The following is a 19721-nucleotide window of genomic DNA, read 5'->3' as shown; positions in this document are numbered from 1 at the left end:
ATCTATGAGTACTAAATGTCTGTTATCTATCGCACATATACGATTTTATTTGTTGTTTTGGTAATTTTTTTAATTAAATTAACCTATTATTTATTTAAATTTGATCATTTTTTAATTAGTACTAATTAAATATGGAAATTACTTTTATTTCATTATTTATATTCCAGATAATTATAATTATTGATTTATCGAATTGTTTTCGTCGAAAAAACCGAATTTATGCGCAGCTTGCCATCCACTCGCAGGTCGGCGGTCGAAGACCCCGACACAGAGCCTTCGCTCACGCCAAACGTCGGACTCTCCGAGTACCGACCTACAAAACCACGGCCCGCCGACCTAACCAAATAACTCGCTATGTGAGCCAAACCGGGCCAGTCTGAGCGTTTCTGAATCTGACTTTCGATAAATCAGGAGCAAATCAGGCCTGACATGACATTCACGGTAGCCCGCCCAATCACCACTCAAATCATGGTCGCGGTATTTGGCATCGAGTGGATGATCAGAGAGCAAGGCCACAAGAACAGGCCTCAAGTCTTCATCCAGCGTGGCGCGGTATCGACCTTTGGCTTCGGGCTTGAAATCGCGTTTGAAAATTGATGCGCGATCAATCGTCCGCATGCAAATCAGCCATCAGATCATCGACATTGGCAAACCTCTTGCCCTTGCCTGATTCAAGCTCTGCAATCGCCTTACGCGTTTTCGCGTTGGGAACCTTGACGTCAAAGGGCAACCGACGCTCATCGGCCACACGCAACATGAGCAATCGAATGGCATCGGAGATGGACAAACCCATGGCTTCGAGTGCTTCAGCGGCGCGCTCCTTCGTGTCGCTGTCGATGCGGGCACGAACGTAAGTGTCAGCGGCAATTGTCATGGGAGGCCTTCTATCAAACGATTTGAAAGTTCAAGTGTAGTCACAGCGCGACCACAACCCCGACACAGCGCCTTCGCTCACGGCCAAAACGTCGGGGCTAAAGCCGCCGACCTACAAGCCCATAGCTCCCCCGTAGGTCGGTGGCTTCAGCCCCGACATGAAGCCTTCGTTAACCCCAAAAACGTCTTTGACAAGGCCGCAAATATTGGGAATAAACCACGTTGTCGGCTTTGTTTTGTTCTTAATACGTGAGAAAAAATCGAATTTCATTCGAATGGATTGGTGCCTAGGATGGATGACAGTCACACTTTAGCCAAACCAGCGTATTGAGATACAATGCATCTCAATTCACCAACTCAGAAGGCAATCATGGCTGCTACCACAACAATGGTTCACGTCCGGGTGGACGAAAAAATCAAAGCCCAAGCGGCTGAAACGTTGAGCGCTATGGGGCTGACTGTTTCGGATGCTGTTCGCGTGTTCTTGACCCGTATCGTTGCAGACAAAGAACTCCCATTCGCGCTCAAAGCTCCAAATGAAACCAGCCGTGCGGCTATCGCTGAGGGCGATCAGATTGTTCAGAGCCGCCGCGCTCGTTTTGCAACTGCTGACGCGCTGATGAATGACCTCGAAGAAGCCAGCCGCAAGTAAGCGGGCAAGCCTGCCGCGGGCTTCGGACTACACCAGAGAATTTCAGAAAGATTGGAAACGCCTTTCTCATTCCGGTCGGTACGACATGAATGTACTGAAAGAGGCCATGTTGCTTCTGGTTGCGAACGATGGACCTCTGCCCGCAGAGTGGTTAGACCATCCCTTGACGGGCGATTGGTCAGGTCATCGTGAGTGCCATGCAGGTGGCGACTTCTTGTTGATCTACAGGATTGATGATTCAGGTAAGACTGGCTTGGTGGTGTTTGTTCGTAGTGGGACTCACTCCGAGCTTTTTTCGTAAATGCCAACGAAGCGTAAGTCATTGATTTTGTTTGTTTTTTCAAAAATCTTGATGGTGTATTTTTCTATACCTTATGGTTTTATACATCACCCATTGCCTCCGGTTCGCAGGGGCCTTGGAGAAAGCTAGGGTACAAGTTTTCCCGTTGTTCTCGGGAAATTCCCAACATTTGCAGAACTTTCCCATTTTTTACAGGTCACTCACAACGTCGGACCTTCCGAGTACCGACCTACAAGACCACCGCCCCGTAGGTCGGCGGTCGAAGACCCCGACAAATGCCCGTCACACCTCAGGCGGTCGGGGGCCCAAGCCCCCGACATTCACCCACCCATCCGACAACAAACCCTCAAGACTTGTTTCCAGGTGCCAGGCACAGCTCAATGCCTTCACCTGTGGTGCTTTCCTCGCACTCGCACTCTTGCAAACTCTCGGGTGAGCAAACTTGCGGCGGCTGGGCTGTTGCGCCTGTAGGCTCTTTGCTGTCAGCGCCAGAATCCACGCCCCCCGCCACAGCGGCACCCACACCACCCGAGTTAGAGAAGCCTGTCAAGTTCAAGCGACTGGTCGGCGTGGTGGTGCGGGCCAAGGCCACGGTCACTGTGCTGTTGGTCACCACGGCCGGGGTGATCTTCAGCGCCGCATTGGTGTAGGCAATCTTGTAGTTGCTCAGCACCGTGGCCGCATTGGCTGGTGCAGCGCTCAGGTTCGAGTTGTAAGTGCCCGCAATCAGGCCCGTGGCCACGCCAGACACCGTCACATCCTCACCCGCCAAAAAGCCCGACTTGGTCGCAGCCGCCTGAGTTTGCAGCGTGCCATTGGCCTGCACCGTGGTGGCGGTGCCTGTCACGGCAGCGTCCTTGGGTGTGATCGTGCCTTTGCCAGTGACCGAAGTCGGCAAGTTGTAGTTGTTCAGATCCGTACCCGCCGCTGCCGCAAAGTTGCCCGCTGCCAGATTGGCCGTGACACTGCTCGCGCCCAGCACATTCTTGTCGTTATACAAGGCGACTGTTTGGTTCACGCTGGCGGTTTCGGTCTGGCCCGCAACGGTCACACCTTTGACGGTGAAGGCGGCGGGGACCAGGGTGGCTGCTGTGCTGCCGTCGTAGGTTTTGGTTTGGTCGGCTAGGGTTACTGTGAGGTTGGCTTTGGCGATGTTCAACGTACCGTTGGTCTTGGTGATGTTGGCGTAGTTATTTGCCAAATCAGCATTGCTGCCCGTGAAGGTGCTGGTGTAGCTGCCTGCGTTCTTGCCGGAAGTGCCTGCATTGATACCTGCAACTGCGGCCGCACTGTTGATGGCGTCATCACCCAGCAGACCTGTCACACCAAAGCCAGAAACGCTTTGTGTCGTGCCGTTGTACACCTTGCTGTTATCGCTGTTGGCGGTCAGAGTCACGGTATTGGAACTCTTGCTGATCGTGCCATTACCAGCCACCGTGGTGGGCAAGTTGTAGTTGCTCAGATCGGCTGTGCCAGAAGCGAAGTCGCCTGTCGCCAAGCTCGCGGTGACTGTGGTTGCAGCAGCCACGTTCTTGTCGTTGTAAGTGCCGCTGGCTTTGTTCACCGTTGCAGTTTCTGCCACGCCGCCCACTGTCACGCCCGCGGCTGTGATCGAACCCGATGCCAAGGCAGCCCCTGTCGTGCCGTCATAGGTCTTGTTTTGGGCGGCAAGGGAGACACTCAAAGTAGCTTTCTTGATCGTGCCATCACCCGTCGCCTGCGCTTGCTGCACCAAGCTGTAGTTGCTGGTGTCATCTGGGCCCGTGGCCACTGTCTTGCTCAAGGCCTTGCCTGTGAAGGTGACCTTGTTGCCTGTTGCCGCCACATCTTTGCTGTCGTATGTGCCCACTGCTGTACCCGTCAACGAGACGTTGTCGCCCGCAACAAGTTTGTTGTCATTGGCACCACTGAAGCCAACTCCCACTGTCGAGAGGCTGGAGCCGTCGGTCACTGATGCAACCTTGGTGCCGTCATACGTTTTGTTGTTCACGCTGAGGCCACCAACTGTAATGGTCTTGGTCTTGATCGTGCCATCACCCGTCGCCTGCGCTTGCTGCACCAAGCTGTAGTTGCTGGTGTCATCTGGGCCCGTGGCCACTGTCTTGCTCAAGGCCTTGCCTGTGAAGGTGACCTTGTTGCCTGTTGCCGCCACATCTTTGCTGTCGTATGTGCCCACTGCTGTACCCGTCAACGAGACGTTGTCGCCCGCAACAAGTTTGTTGTCATTGGCACCACTGAAGCCAACTCCCACTGTCGAGAGGCTGGAGCCGTCGGTCACTGATGCAACCTTGGTGCCGTCATACGTTTTGTTGTTCACGCTCAGGCCACCAACTGTGATGGTCTTGGCCTTGATCGTGCCATCACCCGTTGCCTGCGCTTGCTGCACCAATGCATAGTTGCTGGTGTCATCCGCGCCCGTTGCCACAGTCTTGCTCAAGGCCTTACCGGTGAAGGTGACTTTGTTGCCTGTTGCCGCCACATTTTTGCTGTCGTATGTGCCAACCGCCGTGCCCGTCAACGAGACGTTGTCGCCCACAACAACACTGTTGTCATTTGCAAGACTCGAGCCCACTGCCACTGTCGAGAGGCTGGAGCCACCAGTCACTGATGCAACCGTGGTGCCGTCATACGTTTTGTTGTTCACGCTCAGGCCACTAACTGTGATGGTTTTCTTGCTCACGGTGTAGTTACCCGTGGTGGTCACAGGGCTGAACGTGTAGTTGTCTGCATCGTTGTTGGCGTTGCCACTGGTCAGCGCGCTGACCTTCTGGTCGTAGCCGCCTACCTTGTACTTCAGGTTGCTGCTGCTTGACAGGTCTGCTGCTGTGCTTTGCACGCTGGCTGTGCCGCCGATTTGGTCGCCACTGACTTTGTTGGAGGTGTCGAATTTCACAGCACCCGCTGCCACTGGACCACCATAGGTGTTGCCTGCCGCATCAACCGTGACACCCGTCAACAACAGTTTGCTCACGGTGTAGTTACCCGTGGTAGTCACAGGGCTGAACGTGTAGTTGTCTGCATCGTTGTTGGCGTTGCCACTGGTCAGCGCGCTGACCTTCTGGTCGTAGCCGCCTACCTTGTACTTCAGGTTGCTGCTGCTTGACAGGTCTGCTGCTGTGCTTTGCACGCTGGCTGTGCCGCCGATTTGGTCGCCACTGACTTTGTTGGAGGTGTCGAATTTCACAGCACCCGCTGCCACTGGACCACCATAGGTGTTGCCTGCCGCATCAACCGTGACACCCGTCAACAACAGTTTGCTCACGGTGTAGTTACCCGTGGTAGTCACAGGGCTGAACGTGTAGTTGTCTGCATCGTTGTTGGCGTTGCCACTGGTCAGCGCGCTGACCTTCTGGTCGTAGCCGCCTACCTTGTACTTCAGGTTGCTGCTGCTTGACAGGTCTGCTGCTGTGCTTTGCACGCTGGCTGTGCCGCCGATTTGGTCGCCACTGACTTTGTTGGAGGTGTCGAATTTCACAGCACCCGCTGCCACTGGACCACCATAGGTGTTGCCTGCCGCATCAACCGTGACACCCGTCAACACCTTCTTATCCACCACCACCTTAGCCGAACTACCGCTGTCCAACGTCACCGCATAAGCCGATCCTTGACCCATTGCGTACACATACCCACTGGTGTTGGCGCGCAGGTTTGCAGATGTGCTGAAATCTGTTGTTGCGTATGTCTTTGTCAGGAGCAGAGAGTCAATCAGGTCGGATGAGCTGATGTAGATGTTGCTTGCGGCACCAGTCACACCAGTGCGGTTTATGGTGTTAGATGTACTACCTGTTGAGTTGTTGGCTTTGACTAGGCTGCGCAAGCCTGCAGTCAAGCTACTACCTGTAGCATCGGACTGACTGATATCACCGTAGGTTTTGGTGAGACTACTTGCCCCCAACCCAACGGTGCCCACGTTGATGGCTTCACGGAAAAACACCTGGGTGGTGTCACCACCCAAGATCGGCGCAGGTGTACCTGTATAGCGCGTGTGTGAAGCCGTATTGGCCAGATTTGCCCCAATGGTGGACAAGTAAAGCGAACCGAGGCTGCTGGAAAAACTGTCTGTCAGCGTTCCTGTTGTAGCAACGGCGCCGGTATAGATGTATGTTTTCCCTGCAGAGGCGGAATTTGATACGTCCCCGCCGGTCTTCACATCTCCGCCAGTGCCATCACCCGCCAATTTGGACACACCCGCGCCCAACACCACATCACCCGATGTGCTGTTGCTGATGCCTTTGTTGATGTTCAAGTCGCCCGCTTGCGCGGTCAGTACAACACCTGTGGCGGCGCTGACGCCGTCAATGGCCGACCCGTCAATCAATGTCGAGCTGCCCACGGTCAAGGCGCCTGTTGTAGCGTCGATGTTGACGCTGCCGGTTGTGGACTTGGCTGCAACGGTGACTGCACTGGCTTCGGTGACGAATTGGTCGCCAACGGATTCCATCGACAAGGTGGCGACATCGGTTTGGATGCGGCTTGAGGATGTGCCGATGCTGCCACCGGCTTTGATGCGCAGCAGTGATGTGGCCGCGGCAGTGGCGTTGCCGTCACGCAGCACGGAACCGGCTGCGTTCAGGTTCACAGTGGCACCGGTGACGTTTTGCTTCAGGGTCAGGTTGCCCAAATTGCCTGCCGTACTGCCCGTTGTTGTCGTGATCGACACATTGCCAGTGGCTGTCAGGCCATTGGTGTTGACCGTGCTGACTTCCAGATCACCTTTGTTGGTGAGCGACACCGAGCCGGTGTTGCCAGCGAGTTTCTGGACCGTGTTGTCGGCATGGTTCAAGGTGTAGCTGCCGCCTGCGCCCTTCAATTCCAGACCTGCCGCGTTGACGGCTTGGGTTTGCGTGACCGCTGCCGTCGAATTCAACGTGGTGTTGCCTGATGTGGTCAAGCCCACCGTATTCACGGTGTCAATGGCAAAGGCTGCGTTGTTGGTCAGGCTGACGGTGCCTGTGTTGCCAGCGAGTTTCTTGATGTCGTTGCCGGCGTTTGTGAGGGTGTGCGTGGCGTTGGCGCCCAGCAGTTCCAGGCCTGCGGCTTTGATAACACCTGCTGCGGTTTGAGAGATTGCGCTACTTGAGCCGCCACCGTTCAGGGTCAGGTTCTTTGTTGCACCTGCATCACCCACCGTCAACGCCGCATTGACCGCGATGTTGCCTTTTGTGAGTAAGGTGATATCGCCTGCGGCACTTGCAGTCGTCACTACACCATCAACACTGATACCACCTGTGTTTAAGCTATCACCAAACACCGTTTTTGCAGCGGTGATTTTATTCAACTCTGCTTGATTTAAGCTCAATTGTGAGCTTACTGTGGGAGAACCATCCTCCAACCCAATTTTGATTGCCTTGCCTGCGTCCTTGGTGGTGATATTCACGGTACCAGTAGTGCCTGCATTAATGGCTGTTGCAGTGCTAAAGTCCATGGTGTTAGCCACCATGTTGATGTTTTTATTCGAACCGCTTGCAATCAGCGCGCCTGCGCCAGAAATTGACAACGCCACTTTTGTGGAGTTGGCGGCTGACGCTGTGGCGGTGATGTTGCCACCGGTCGAGGTGACAGTGTTTTGAATCACCAAACCGCTATTCGGGTTAGTTGGACTGGTTGAATAACCTTCCAAATTAATATCACCAGCAGCTTTAACCGTGCCGTCAATTTGCGCGCCCATCAATGTGGGCATATTGGTTGCAACATTGTTGGTACCAACAATACTCACTTTGCTTGCTGAATCAACAGAGCCAGCAGCTTTTACCCAAACTCCTTGATTGTAATTTCCATAGGTATTACCACCAAAACCCGTTATGGTCACGCCGGTTGCAGTAGAGGACGTGTCGGTGGCCTTTACAAGCGCGGAAACATCAACGCCGACCCCCCCTGTTGTGGAGCCGTAAATATCTACATTGCTACCTTCAACTTTGGCACCTACGTAAACACCTTGGTATGTACCCTTAGCAGTACCGGTCATTTTCACAAGACCTGCCGCAGTAATGAGTCCTTTGCTGTTGATGCCATATTTATTTCCAGCGTTAGAAGTACCTGTGAGTGTGATGTTGCCATTGGCGCCAGTAATGCTGTTGGTGCTGGCATTGCTGATTGTTGTTGCGGTATTAGAGATACCGTCGCCTGAGGCTGACGTACCAGTAATTGAAATATGGCCTACTGCACCAGTGCTTGAAGTGCCCGTTGTTGTGATGCTGTTGGCGTTGTTGTTAACGCTCAAGTTGACACCCGCATCACTCGAAGTATTGGTGCCGTCGATGGTGATGTTCGCGCCATTCGTTCCGACAATTTTGGCGGGAGTCCCTGAAGCGTCTTGCATCCAAACGCCCGCATTCGCACCTGATGCAGAATTTATTTGGCCTTTCAAAGTCAGATTACCGCTTTGTGCATTGATGGTGCCTTGGTTGAAGGTGTAAGCGTTACTGCTATTTTTGGAGCCTATGGTGACATCACCAGTGGTATTAACTATCGAACCAAAATTGATACGAATGCCGCCGCCAACGTTGGTTACCGAGGTTTGCAGAGCCGCTTTGCGTGCGCCGCTGTTGATCGACAAAGTGCCAGCGTTAAAAATCGTTTCGCCACCTGCAGTGGTTTTGGTCACATCGATCAGGCTGTCTGTGGTGGTCGAGGTGGAGTTGAATGTGTTGGTCCCGCTAAAGTAAATGCCATTGTTGACCGCTGTCTTGGCCGTTACCAAATAGCTGTCGGCGGTAAAGGTATTGGTGCTTCCCCCTGAGAACAAAATGCCCTTGCCGACTGCTGTTGAATCGGCTGTGACCTTGAGCGTCTTTGTTGCATTAAACGTGGCATTGGTGAACGTGATCGCGTCATAAGCGTTGGACGTGCCAGTAATCTCAATGCTGTCACCTTTCATAGTCTTTGCATCAGAAAACGTGACACCTTGATAGCCGCCAGACCCAACCTTTGTTCCCGTGATACTGAGCTTACCTTTGGCAGTGATATCGCCCCGCACTTGAACCCCGACAGCGTTATTGTTTGCCCCCATTGTGGTGTCGCCAGTACCTGTACCGATGATGGTGACATCACCTGTCGTTGACTCCACGGAGCCGCTGGTGCCGATGCCAACACCATAGTGACCAACTGTGTCGCCAGTGATTGCGACACTGGCACCTTTTACCGCGCTGTTGATGTTGATGCCTTGATAACCCGCAGCCGTGGTTTTGTGGCCTGTGATTGTGAGCGCACCGCCAGCAGTGACGGCATTGGTAGTCACAACCCCCACCCAATTTTTACTGGTACCGTCAAGTGTGAGGTCACCTGTAGCGTTCAAGACTGAAGCAGACTGAATACCGATAGAGCTTTCAGATTTACCCGTGATGGAAATGTTCTTCGCAGTGATGGCTGCGGCGGTCTTGATATCCACACCAATCGCGTTAGATGCACTGGCTGCCAAAGAGTTGTTGGTTGTGCCTTTGAGGGTGACATCACCGTTGGTGGTGATGTTGCTGTTGAGCGTGATGCCTTTACTGTTGACGTTTGCAGTGTTGATGCCTTGGTAGTTGCCTTTGGCTTCCATGCTGATGTTGACCAGCTTGGTGCTGTTAACCAAATCGGTCGTGATGGTGGCACCTGCGTTTTGGATAATCCCGTTATCGGCGATTAAACTCAAGGTTGCATCGGTAGCGCCTGTATTTTTGAAAGCCAATGCATTGGCAATGGTGATGTTGCCTGCGCCTGTCGTGTTGCTTCCATTGGTTGTTTGGATGGTGACATTAGTCCCACTGTTGATAGCGTTTTGAATAGTATCAACTTTGACGTTACTAGTTGTTCCAGCCCCTCCATTGGGCGTGATGCTGCCAGGAGCACCAGCAATAAGACTGTCAGCAGATGATGAGATTGTGATGTCAGAAGGGTCCAGCAACCATTGGGCGGCTTTGATGGAAACACCATCCGTCGCCAAAAAATCACCAGAAGTCTCAACAAAGCCCCCCTTGCTCTCCAACTGCGCCCCGCTCACATCCGTGCTTTTGGCCAGCACACCCGTCACTTCATCACGCCCGATGACGATGTCGCCACCCTTGTGGCCTGCGGCTGTGCTGTTGGCGGTGATGCTGCCGTCCACTTTGATGCTGCCGCCATCGGCCAGCAGGTGCACCGCGCCGCCTTGGGCGCCTGATGTGTCAATGCTGCCGGACTGCATGACGCTGGCGATGGCGTTGCCCAGGGCTGCTGCTTGCATGTAGACCTGGCCGCCTTCGGTGATGATGCTGCCGCCTTTTTGGTTGGCCACGGCGGCGTTGATGGCCGAGGGGGTCAGCTCCATCTTGATGCGGCTGCTGCCGTACAGGGGCAAGGTGATGGACTCTGCGGCGCCCATGGCGACGTTGCCTTGGGGGGCGACGATTTTGCCTTCGTTGCTGACGCTGGCGCCCAGCAGGGCCACGTAGCCGCCGGGAGCTGCCGTGAGGGTGCCTTGGTTAAGCACCTGGCCGGTGGCGCCGTCTCGGGTGTAGTGGTTGCGCCCGGTCATGAAGTCGGCGTCGGTGGTGTTGAGTGTGCTGGCGGTCAGGCCTGCGGCGCTGACGGAGCCGTCTTTGCCAAAGGTGACGCCGTTGGGGTTGACCAGAACGACCTGGCCGTTGGCGGTCATTTGGCCAAAGATTTGGCTGGGCGCGGGGCCGTTGACGCGGTTGAGCAGCACGGACTGGCTGTTGGGCTGCACGATGTTGACTTTGGCATCCTTGCCGATGTCAAAACTTTGCCAGTTGACGACGGCGCGGGCCGTGCTTTGGTTGATGGCCATGTTGGCGCCGCTTTGGCTGATGGCCGCTGCGCCCTGGGCCACTTGCCCGCCTGTGGGCAATGCGTTGTTGGCGGGGGCCGCCCAGACCATGGTGACCAGTGCAAAGCTGAGGGTCAAGGCACCCACGTAGTAAACGGTGGCGTGTGAAAACCCTTTGACAAACCCTGCACCAGCAAAGCTGCCAGTGGCCTTGCCCTGGCTTGCTGCGTGCTCACCAACAGCAACGAGGGTGCCCAGGCGTTTGGAGAAGACAGTCTTGTAGCAATTGGCGTTCATGGGGATTCACTTTTTCAATTTGTTTCTTAAAGTGCCAAATTCCATCGCTTTGGCACCCATGCTCTCGTAAGAACTTTTTTTCTAACAATGAAGGAAAATTCATTCCAATCTGTTGAAAAGATCACGAAAGTTGGCAACAAATGCCTCCAAATGTGACTTGCAGTTACAAAACGAGCACCTAAGAACTCACATTCTATTTGGAATCACTTTTCGTGATACTTAAATAGTTTTAATAAAAACAACAAGATGTAAATTCAAACAGTAAAAATGGCTAATTTACGCTGTTGCGCTTGTCAAGTTAAATAATGGCATTTGTGCAGGGATGGGGCGAAACAGCTTTGTCGGTCTGCTCGGGTTGCGCAAAAAAAGCTTTGGGGATCGGGGACGGTTGTCGGCCTATCTATGAAGAGGCTGCCGTTTTCGCAGGTCGGCGGTCGAAGACTCCGACGTGGGCGACGGGTTGACCATTGGCGCTTTTGCGGGCGGCTGCGGTGAATGGGCCTGACGTTTTTGTAGGTCGGTGGTCGAAGACTCCGACATGGGCGGCAAGTTGACCATTCGGGCCTTTGCGGGCGGTTGCGGTGAATGGGCCTGAGGTTTTGTAGGTCGGTGGTCGAAGACTCCGACGTGCGCGGCAAGTTGACCATTCGGGCCTTTGCGGGCGGCTGCGGTGAATGGGCCAACGTCGGACTCTTCGAGTGCCGACCTACGAGGGCAGTGGCCTGTTTTGCGGGGGCTGACGTTTTCGTAGGTCGGTGGTCGAAGACTCCGACGTGGGCGGCGGGTTGACCATTGGTGCCTTTGCGGGCGGCTGCGGTGAATGGACCAACGTCGGACTCTGCGAGTGCCGACCTACGGGGGCCGTGGCCAGGTTTGCGGGGGGTGACGTTTTTGTAGGTCGGTGGTCGAAGACCCCGACGTGGGCGGCGGGTTGACCATTGGCGCCTTTGCGGGCGGCGGGTGGACCATTCGCGCCTTTGCGGGCGGCTGCGGTGAATGGGGCAATGTCGGACTCTGCGAGTGCCGACCTACGAGGGCAGTGGCCTGTTTTGCGGGGGCTGACGTTTTCGTAGGTCGGTGGTCGAAGACTCCGACGTGGGCGGCGGGTTGACCATTGGCGCCTTTGCGGGCGGCGGGTGGACCATTCGGGCCTTTGCGGGCGGCTGCGGTGAATGGGGCAATGTCGGACTCTTCGAGTGCCGACCTACGGGGGCAGTGGTCTGTATTGCGGAGGACGGTTTTTGTAGGTCGGTGGTCGAAGACTCCGACGTGGGCTGCCGCCTGCAATGCGGGTGCAGCCCTTGACTGTCAGATCAAACGCACCTTGACGGTCTTGCCTTTGATCTTGCCGCTCGACAACTGTGCTTCGACTTTTTTGGCCAGCGCGGCCTGCACCGCCACATAGGTCGAAAACTCGTTCACATTGATCTTGCCGACTTGCTCGCGGGTCAGGCCGCATTCACCCGCCAAAGCGCCCATGACGTCACCCGCGCGGATTTTTTCCTTGCGACCACCGACGATCTGCAATGTGCGCATGGGCGGCTGTAGCGGACCGCCAGCGACAGGCGTCAGGCCCGACAAGGGTTCCCACTTGGACTCGCGGCCTTGCATGACTTCGATCTTGCCGACTGCGCCCATCTCGTCCATGCTGGCCAGCGTCAGGGCCAGGCCTTCGGCATCGCCCCGGCCGGTACGGCCAATGCGGTGGATGTGGATTTCCGGGTCAGGCGTCACGTCCACGTTGATCACGGCTTCCAGGCCTTCCACGTCCAGCCCGCGCGAGGCCACGTCGGTGGCCACCAGCACTGAGCAGCTGCGGTTGGAGAACTGCACCAACACTTGGTCACGCTCGCGCTGCTCCAGCTCACCAAACAGCGCCAGCGCGCTGTAGCCCTGCGCTTGCAACACTGCAACCAGGTCGCGGCACTGCTGCTTGGTGTTGCAAAACGCGAGCGTTCGCTCTGGGCGGAAATGCGCCAACAGTTTGGACACAGCGTCCAGCCGCTGGCTTTCGCTCACTTCGTAATAAATCTGACGGATCTTGTGGGCACTGTGCTGCGCCTCGACTTTCACCGTCTGGGGCGAGCGCATGAACTGCGCCGCCAGCTTGGCGATGCCCTCGGGGTAAGTCGCCGAGAACAACAGCGTCTGGCGGTCTTTGGCGCACTGGCGCACCACTTTGGCGATGTCGTCAAAAAAGCCCATGTCCAGCATGCGATCGGCTTCGTCCAGCACCAGCGTGTTCACGCCCGCCAGACTCAGCGATCCGCGCTCCAAGTGGTCCAGGATGCGGCCGGGCGTGCCCACCACCACATCGGCACCGTGCTCCAGGCTCACGGTCTGGCCGCGCAAGGCCACGCCGCCGCACAGGGTGACGACTTTCACGTTTTGCCGGGCGCGGGCCAGTCTGCGAATTTCTTGCGTGACTTGGTCAGCCAGCTCGCGCGTGGGGCACAAAATCACCGCCTGAATAGCGGCGCTGGGCGAGCCTGCAGTTTGCAAGCGCTCGATCAGGGGCAGGCCAAAAGCGGCAGTTTTGCCGCTGCCGGTGCTGGCTTGGGCGATCAGGTCTTGCCCCGCCAGTGTGAGCGGCAGGCTGGCCGCCTGGATGGGCGTCATCTGGGTGTAGCCCAGTTGTTCGAGGTTTTGGAGGGTGGCGGGGGCCAGCTGAAGCTGATCGAAGCGAGAAGTCATTTGGACAAGGGTCGCGGCGGGAGATGTTGCAGTCATGCGTCGATTATCGTTGGCATGCTCAGCCAAGACAGGCCGAATTACTTTTGCAGCGGCGCTTCGGGCAGATGTCGGACTCTTCGAGTGCCGACCTACGAGGGAACTGTCGTTTGTCGAGCGTCGCGCCCCCAGACATGGCAGGGTGAATGGCCGATGGGACGTGATGGGGCTGAGAATCTTTGTAGGTCGGCGGTCGAAGACTCCGACATGTGCCCGCTAACCACTCAAACCCAATGATCTGCCGTGCCGGATCGCCCAAACGTCGGACTCTGCGAGTACCGACCTACAAAGTTGTCACCCAGTAGACCCCGACATGGCCACAAATGGTCACTACCGTTTGTCGAGCGTCGTGCCCCCAGACATGGCAGGGTAAATGGCCGATGGGACGTGATGGGGCTGAGAATCTTTGTAGGTCGGCGGTCGAAGACTCCGACATGCGCCCGCTAACCACTCAAACCCAATGATCTGCCGTGCCGGATCGCCCAAACGTCGGACTCTGCGAGTACCGACCTACAAAGTTGTCACCCAGTAGACCCCGACATGGCGATGAATGGCCGAAGGGCCATGTTGAGGCTGTGACGGACTCAAGCGCTCATGCGCAGGGGGATGGTGATGGGGCCGTCGTTGATAAGTGCGACTTTCATGTCGGCGGCGAAGCGGCCGGTTTGCACCTCGGGGTGGGCTTTTTGTGCTTGGGCCACAAAGTGCTCGTACAGGCGGCGGCCTTCGTCGGGCGCAGCGGCCTGGGTGAAGCTGGGGCGGTTGCCACCGGCCACATCTGCGGCCAGCGTGAATTGGCTGACGACGAGCAGGCCGCCTCCCACATCCTGCACGCTGCGGTTCATCTTGCCCGCCTCGTCGCTGAAGATGCGCAGTTTGAGCATCTTGGCCAGCATCTTGTCGGCCACCGCGTCGGTGTCGCCTTTTTCGGCACACAGCAGCACGAGCAAGCCTGCGCCGATCTGGCCGATCACGTCACCGTCCACGCGCACGCTGGCTTCGCTCACGCGTTGCAGTACCGCGATCATTTCAAAACACCCTCAGCGCACATGAGCGGACAAAACCCGGCCAAAAAGAATGGCATCAGGCCAGATGGACCTTGGCAAACTTGCGCTTGCCCACTTGCACGATGTAAGTGCCGGCTTCGAGTTTGAGGCCTTTGTCGCTGACCACGCTCGAATCCACGCGCACACCGCTGCCATCGATCAGGCGACCGGCCTCTGTGGTTGAGGGGGCCAGCCCGGCCGCCTTGAGCAAAGCGCCGATGCCCATGGGGGCGCCCGACAAGGACACTTCGGGGATGTCGTCAGGCACGCCGCCCTTGCTGCGGTTGATGAAGTCTTGTTCGGCGGCTTCGGCTGCAGCGGTGCTGTGGAAGCGCGCCGTGATTTCCTTGGCCAACATGACCTTGGCGTCTTTGGGATTGCGCCCAGCCTCCACTTCTTTTTTGAGCGCTTCAATCTCGGCCATCGACTTGAAGGACAGCAAGGTGAACCAGCGCCACATCAGCACATCGGAAATGCTCAGCACCTTGGCAAACATGGTGTTGGGCTCTTCGGCGATGCCAATGTAGTTGTTCTTGGACTTGGACATTTTGTCCACGCCGTCCAGGCCCTCCAGCAGGGGCATGGTCAGGATGCACTGCTGCTCCTGGCCGTATTCGGCTTGCAGGTGGCGGCCCATGAGCAGGTTGAACTTTTGATCGGTCCCGCCCAGCTCCAGATCGGAGTTGAGGGCCACCGAGTCGTAGCCTTGCATCAGCGGGTACAGGAACTCATGCACGCTGATGGGGGTGCCCGCCTTGAAGCGGTCATGGAAGTCGTTGCGCTCCATCATGCGGGCCACGGTGTATTTGGCGGCCAGCTGGATCATGCCCATGGAGCCCAGGGGCAGGCTCCATTCGCTGTTGTAGCGGATCTCGGTTTTGGAGGGGTCCAGCACCAGGCTGGCCTGTTTGTAGTAAGTCTCGGCGTTGGCCTTGATCTGCTCGGGCGTGAGCGGCGGGCGCGTGCTGTTGCGGCCCGATGGGTCGCCAATCAGGCTGGTGAAGTCGCCAATCAAAAAGATGACTTGGTGCCCCAGGTCTTGCAGTTGGCGCATTTTGTTGAGCACCACGGTGTGCCCAATGTGGATGTCCGGGGCCGTCGGGTCCAAACCCAGTTTGATGCGCAAGGGCACCCCGGTGGCTTCGGATTTGGCCAGCTTTTGCAACCAGTCTTCTTTGGGGATCAGCTCATCGCAGCCCCGCAAGGTGACTTCTAAAGCATTCAAAGTCTTGTCTGTAACCGGGTATTTTGTAACAAGCGCTTGATTCATAAGGGTTTTTTCTGGAGTCAAAAGGCATTGGCCCATTAGAATGGGCCGCTGTCCGAGGCGCCCATTCTAGAGGCGACCCACCCTAATTCTTGTTGATCACCCATCGCCCTGTCGATTTGTGACACGAAATCACCCAGACTGATGACATTTTTCTCTTCCATGCGATCTCAGCTCTATGCCGTGCTGATGACCTCTTTGTACAAGTGCAGCCTTGCCATGGGCTGGACGCTCAAGACTGCGCAAAACGGCCTGATTTGGATTGACGGCCAGCACCCGCAACTGACTCAAACGAGCAAGTGGGCGCTGAGCTGGCTGACCCGGCACCCCAAAACGATCAGCATGTCCGTGGCATCTGTTCTGCTGGCGGGTGGCGGCGGTGCATTTGCCATTGTCAATCTGGGGCCAGACATCGCTGACCAACCTGTGGTCATGGTGAGCTCCCCCCTTGAAATTGCCCAGCTTCAAACCCAGGCTGCTTCACTGGACTTGTCTGATCTTCGCCTGACACGCAATGACACCACCCGTTCTGCCGACACGCCCGAAAGCTTGCTGCGCCGTCTGGGTCTGGTAGATGCGCAGGCGGCTGCGTTTTTGCGCAGCAACCCCTTGGCCAAACTGGCCTTGCAGCAAGCCGGACGCGCTGTGTCGGTCGAGTCAACCGGCAACCAATTGCTCAGTGAACTGAACGTTCGCTGGCTCAAGAATGACAGCGACACTTTTTTTCAGCGTCTGAAAGTCATGCGCTCAGCGCAAGGCCTGCAAGCCACGCTGGAAACCTCGCCCATGAACACCAGCATCCGCATGACGGGTGGCACGGTGGCCAGTTCTTTGTATGACGCGGCTGACGAGGCCCGACTGCCCGACGCCGTCATCAGCCAATTGACCCAGATTTTTTCCAACCAGATCGACTTTCACCGAACCTTGCGCAAGGGCGCACGCTTCTCGGTGATTTATGAAGTACTGGAAGCCGATGGCGAGCCTTTGCGTACAGGCCGTGTTTTGAGCGCCGAGTTCAACAACGACAACAAAACTTATGAAGCCGTCTGGTTTCAGGAACCCGGCCAAAAGGGCAATTACTACAGCATGGACGGCAAGAGCCTGAGCCGCGCTTACCTGGCGGCGCCCGTGGCGTTCTCGCGCAAGACCAGTGGTTTCAGCATGCGCTTGCACCCCATTTTTCAGACCATGCAAGCACATCGCGGCGTGGACTATGCGGCCCCCACAGGCACGCCAGCCCAGTCAGTCGGTGATGGCGTGGTGGAGTTTGCAGGCGTTCAGGGTGGTTTTGGCAACATGGTGATCGTGCGCCATGGCAACAACCATTCGACGGTGTATGCCCACTTGAGCCGCATCCATGTGCGCAAGGGTCAGAGCGTTCAAAAAGGTCAGGTTGTGGGCGCTGTGGGCTCCACAGGTTGGTCCACCGGCCCGCACCTGCATTTCGAGTTCCGCGTGAATGGCGTGCACGTTGACCCGCAAAAGATCATTCAGCAAGCGCAAAGCTCGCCGATCAGCCCGTTGGCCATGGCCAAGTTCAATGCGCTGGTCGGTCAATCCCGAAGTCAGTTGCAAGCGGCTGCGCAAATGCGCGAAAGCTCGATTCAGTGAACAAGGGCCGCAAGGCCCTTTTTCTTTGTCCCTGCGGTTTTGATACGCTCGGTGACTTCCCAGAATCGATTCATATTTGCCCACTCACCCCATGACGCACTCACACTACATTGGCCTGATGTCGGGCACTTCACTGGATGGCGTGGATGGCGTGTTGGCACAACTGGATGAGCGTGGGCAGATTCAGGTGCTGGCACATGCCTTTGAGGCGTTTGACGCGCCTTTTCGGGCCGAGCTGCTGCAACTGAACAAACCAGGCGAGGACGAGTTGCACCGCAGCGCCCTGGCAGGCAACCAGATCGCCCGGAACTACGCACGCGTGGTGCACGCCCTGCTGGCGCAAAGCCAGCTGCAAGCCAAGCACATCACAGCCATCGGGGCGCACGGCCAGACGGTGCGCCACCGTCCGCTGGAATTTGATGGCGATGCCACCCGCCAGCAAGCCGCTGTGGGCTACACGCTCCAGTTGAACAACCCGTCTTTGCTGGCTGAGCTGACAGGCATCGATGTGGTGGCAGATTTTCGCAGCCGCGACCTGGCTGCAGGTGGCCAAGGTGCGCCGCTGGTTCCGGCCTTTCATCATGGGTTGTTCGGTCAGCCTGATGCCTGCGTGGCGGTGCTCAACATTGGCGGCATTTCCAACCTCAGCGTGCTGTCGCCCAAAGGCGACGTTCTGGGCTGGGATTGCGGGCCGGGCAATGCCTTGATGGATTTCTGGTGCCATCAGCACACAGGTCTGGCTTTTGACCGGGATGGCGCTTGGGCAGCTTCAGGACGGCTTGATGCTGAACTCTTGTACAGCTTTGCATCCGAACCGTTCTTGCATCGGCAACCACCCAAAAGTACGGGCCGTGATCTGTTCAACCCCAGCTGGCTGGCTCAACATCTGAATGCACACCCGGGGTTGGCTGCGGCCGATGTGCAAGCCACACTCACCACCTATACGGCGCTGGCCTGCAGCCAGGACATCTTGCGCTTTGCGCCCGAAGCCCGCACCTTGATCGTGTGCGGTGGAGGCGCTTTGAATGGCCATTTGATGCGTGATTTGGCTGCGCATTTACCCGGTGTACAGGTGGTCAGCAGTGACCACCATGGGCTGCCGCCCTTGCAGGTGGAGGCCGCCGCTTTTGCCTGGCTGGCCTTCAAGACCATTCGCCGCGAAACAGCGAGTTTGCCAAACGTCACGGGCGCCAGAGGCGCCCGTGTCTTGGGGGCCATTTACCCCCGCTGACCCAGGGCAAGCCTTGCTCGCCCATGGCTCCGATCAAGTCGAAAACGATGAGCCGCAGCCGCAAGTGGATGTGGCATTGGGGTTCTTGATCACAAACTGGGCGCCTTGCAGGTCTTCCTTGTAGTCAATCTCAGCACCGATCAGGTATTGATAGCTCATGGCGTCGATCAGCAAGGACACACCGTTTTTGCTCATGGTGGTGTCGTCTTCGTTGGTGATTTCATCGAAGGTGAACCCATATTGAAAGCCTGAGCAGCCGCCACCTTGGACAAACACGCGCAACTTCAAATCCGGGTTGCCTTCTTCTGCAATCAGGTCGGCTACTTTGGCCGCGGCACTGTCTGTGAAGACGATGGGGGCGGGCATTTCAGTCTGGATATTTTCTGCAACAGCGCTCATGGTGTTTCTCCGGGTTCAATGACAAATAGTATAGCGCGCTTGTCGGGAATTACCGGCCTGAACGCCAGTAACGCTACTGGGCACATGGGCTTATGCGTTCACCCTGCAAAAAGCAAAAAGCCGCCACGGCGAACCGGGCGGCTTTTTGACGAAGCAGGAAAAGCGGATTAACGCTTGGAGAACTGCTTGCGGCGACGAGCAGAGTGCAAGCCGACCTTTTTACGTTCGACTTCACGAGCGTCACGAGTGACAAAACCAGCTTGGCTCAGCATAGGCTTGAGCGTTGCGTCGTAGTCAATCAGGGCGCGGGTGATGCCGTGGCGCGATGCACCGGCTTGACCGGATTCACCACCACCGTGCACGTTGATCATGATGTCGAAAGTTTCGGCATGGTTGGTCAACATGAGGGGTTGCTTGGCAATCATGATGGAAGTTTCGCGGCCAAAGTAGGCTTGGATGTCCTTGCCATTGACTGTGATCTTGCCAGTGCCTTTTTTCAGAAACACGCGGGCGACGCTGGATTTGCGACGGCCTGTGCCATTGTTCCATTCACCAATCATCTCAAGGC

12 protein-coding genes are annotated in these 19721 nt (G+C 56.5%); 4 read left to right on the top strand and 8 right to left on the bottom strand.

Annotation, left to right across the window (positions count from 1 at the left end; genetic code table 11):
- Positions 1–336: 336 nt before the first annotated feature.
- Positions 337–618, bottom strand: a complete 282-nt coding sequence (locus B9Z51_RS05080) for a type II toxin-antitoxin system YafQ family toxin (protein WP_108372316.1) — start codon at positions 616–618, stop codon at positions 337–339.
- A complete protein-coding gene (locus tag B9Z51_RS05075) occupies positions 605–874 on the bottom strand; it encodes a type II toxin-antitoxin system RelB/DinJ family antitoxin (RefSeq protein ID WP_108372314.1) in 270 nt (89 codons plus the stop codon). The genes B9Z51_RS05080 and B9Z51_RS05075 overlap by 14 nt, the downstream gene beginning before the upstream one ends.
- Positions 875–1243: 369 nt before the next feature.
- On the opposite strand from B9Z51_RS05075, the gene B9Z51_RS05070 reads away from it, so the two are divergent.
- Together B9Z51_RS05070 and B9Z51_RS05065 are read left to right on the top strand one after the other, a co-directional pair.
- Positions 1244–1525 (top strand): type II toxin-antitoxin system RelB/DinJ family antitoxin, encoded by a 282-nt coding sequence (locus tag B9Z51_RS05070; RefSeq protein ID WP_108372763.1) that lies wholly within the window; start codon positions 1244–1246, stop codon positions 1523–1525.
- Entirely contained in the window at positions 1497–1826 is a 330-nt protein-coding gene (locus tag B9Z51_RS05065; RefSeq protein WP_108372312.1) for a type II toxin-antitoxin system YafQ family toxin, read from the top strand. The genes B9Z51_RS05070 and B9Z51_RS05065 overlap by 29 nt, the downstream gene beginning before the upstream one ends.
- A 346-nt stretch (positions 1827–2172) precedes the next feature.
- On the opposite strand, the gene B9Z51_RS05060 is transcribed toward B9Z51_RS05065, so the two are convergent.
- The 4 genes from B9Z51_RS05060 to tyrS form a co-directional block, all read right to left on the bottom strand.
- Positions 2173–10869: a YDG domain-containing protein gene (locus tag B9Z51_RS05060; protein ID WP_108372761.1), complete on the bottom strand. Its 8697-nt coding sequence runs from the start codon at positions 10867–10869 to the stop codon at positions 2173–2175.
- Positions 10870–12177: 1308 nt separating this feature from the next.
- Complete coding sequence (dbpA, locus tag B9Z51_RS05055; RefSeq protein WP_108372310.1) at positions 12178–13563, bottom strand: ATP-dependent RNA helicase DbpA; 1386 nt, start codon at positions 13561–13563, stop codon at positions 12178–12180.
- A 620-nt stretch (positions 13564–14183) separates the two neighbouring features.
- The gene (gene dtd / locus B9Z51_RS05050; RefSeq protein WP_108372308.1) at positions 14184–14627 is read right to left on the bottom strand and encodes a D-aminoacyl-tRNA deacylase; all 444 of its coding nucleotides are present in this window, start codon (positions 14625–14627) and stop codon (positions 14184–14186) included.
- Between the two features lie 55 nt (positions 14628–14682).
- Positions 14683–15915, bottom strand: coding sequence for a tyrosine--tRNA ligase (tyrS, locus tag B9Z51_RS05045; protein ID WP_108372306.1), 1233 nt, complete (start codon positions 15913–15915; stop codon positions 14683–14685).
- Between the two features lie 141 nt (positions 15916–16056).
- On the opposite strand from tyrS, the gene B9Z51_RS05040 reads away from it, so the two are divergent.
- Together B9Z51_RS05040 and B9Z51_RS05035 are read left to right on the top strand one after the other, a co-directional pair.
- Positions 16057–17523: a M23 family metallopeptidase gene (locus B9Z51_RS05040; protein WP_108372304.1), complete on the top strand. Its 1467-nt coding sequence runs from the start codon at positions 16057–16059 to the stop codon at positions 17521–17523.
- A 91-nt stretch (positions 17524–17614) separates the two neighbouring features.
- The gene (locus B9Z51_RS05035; RefSeq protein ID WP_108372302.1) at positions 17615–18754 is read left to right on the top strand and encodes an anhydro-N-acetylmuramic acid kinase; all 1140 of its coding nucleotides are present in this window, start codon (positions 17615–17617) and stop codon (positions 18752–18754) included.
- Positions 18755–18787: 33 nt separating this feature from the next.
- Here B9Z51_RS05035 and erpA read toward each other — a convergent pair whose 3' ends face one another.
- Together erpA and rpsI are read right to left on the bottom strand one after the other, a co-directional pair.
- Positions 18788–19153, bottom strand: coding sequence for an iron-sulfur cluster insertion protein ErpA (erpA, locus tag B9Z51_RS05030; protein ID WP_090137811.1), 366 nt, complete (start codon positions 19151–19153; stop codon positions 18788–18790).
- A 167-nt stretch (positions 19154–19320) separates the two neighbouring features.
- A complete protein-coding gene (rpsI, locus tag B9Z51_RS05025) occupies positions 19321–19713 on the bottom strand; it encodes a 30S ribosomal protein S9 (RefSeq protein ID WP_108324550.1) in 393 nt (130 codons plus the stop codon).
- Between the last annotated feature and the right edge of the window lie 8 nt (positions 19714–19721).

Source organism: Limnohabitans sp. T6-5 (genome assembly GCF_003063315.1).
In the GTDB taxonomy this organism is placed as follows: Bacteria; Pseudomonadota; Gammaproteobacteria; order Burkholderiales; family Burkholderiaceae_C; genus Limnohabitans_A.
Note: the sequence above shows the minus strand (reverse complement) of the source record. Positions and strands in the feature narration are given on the sequence as shown.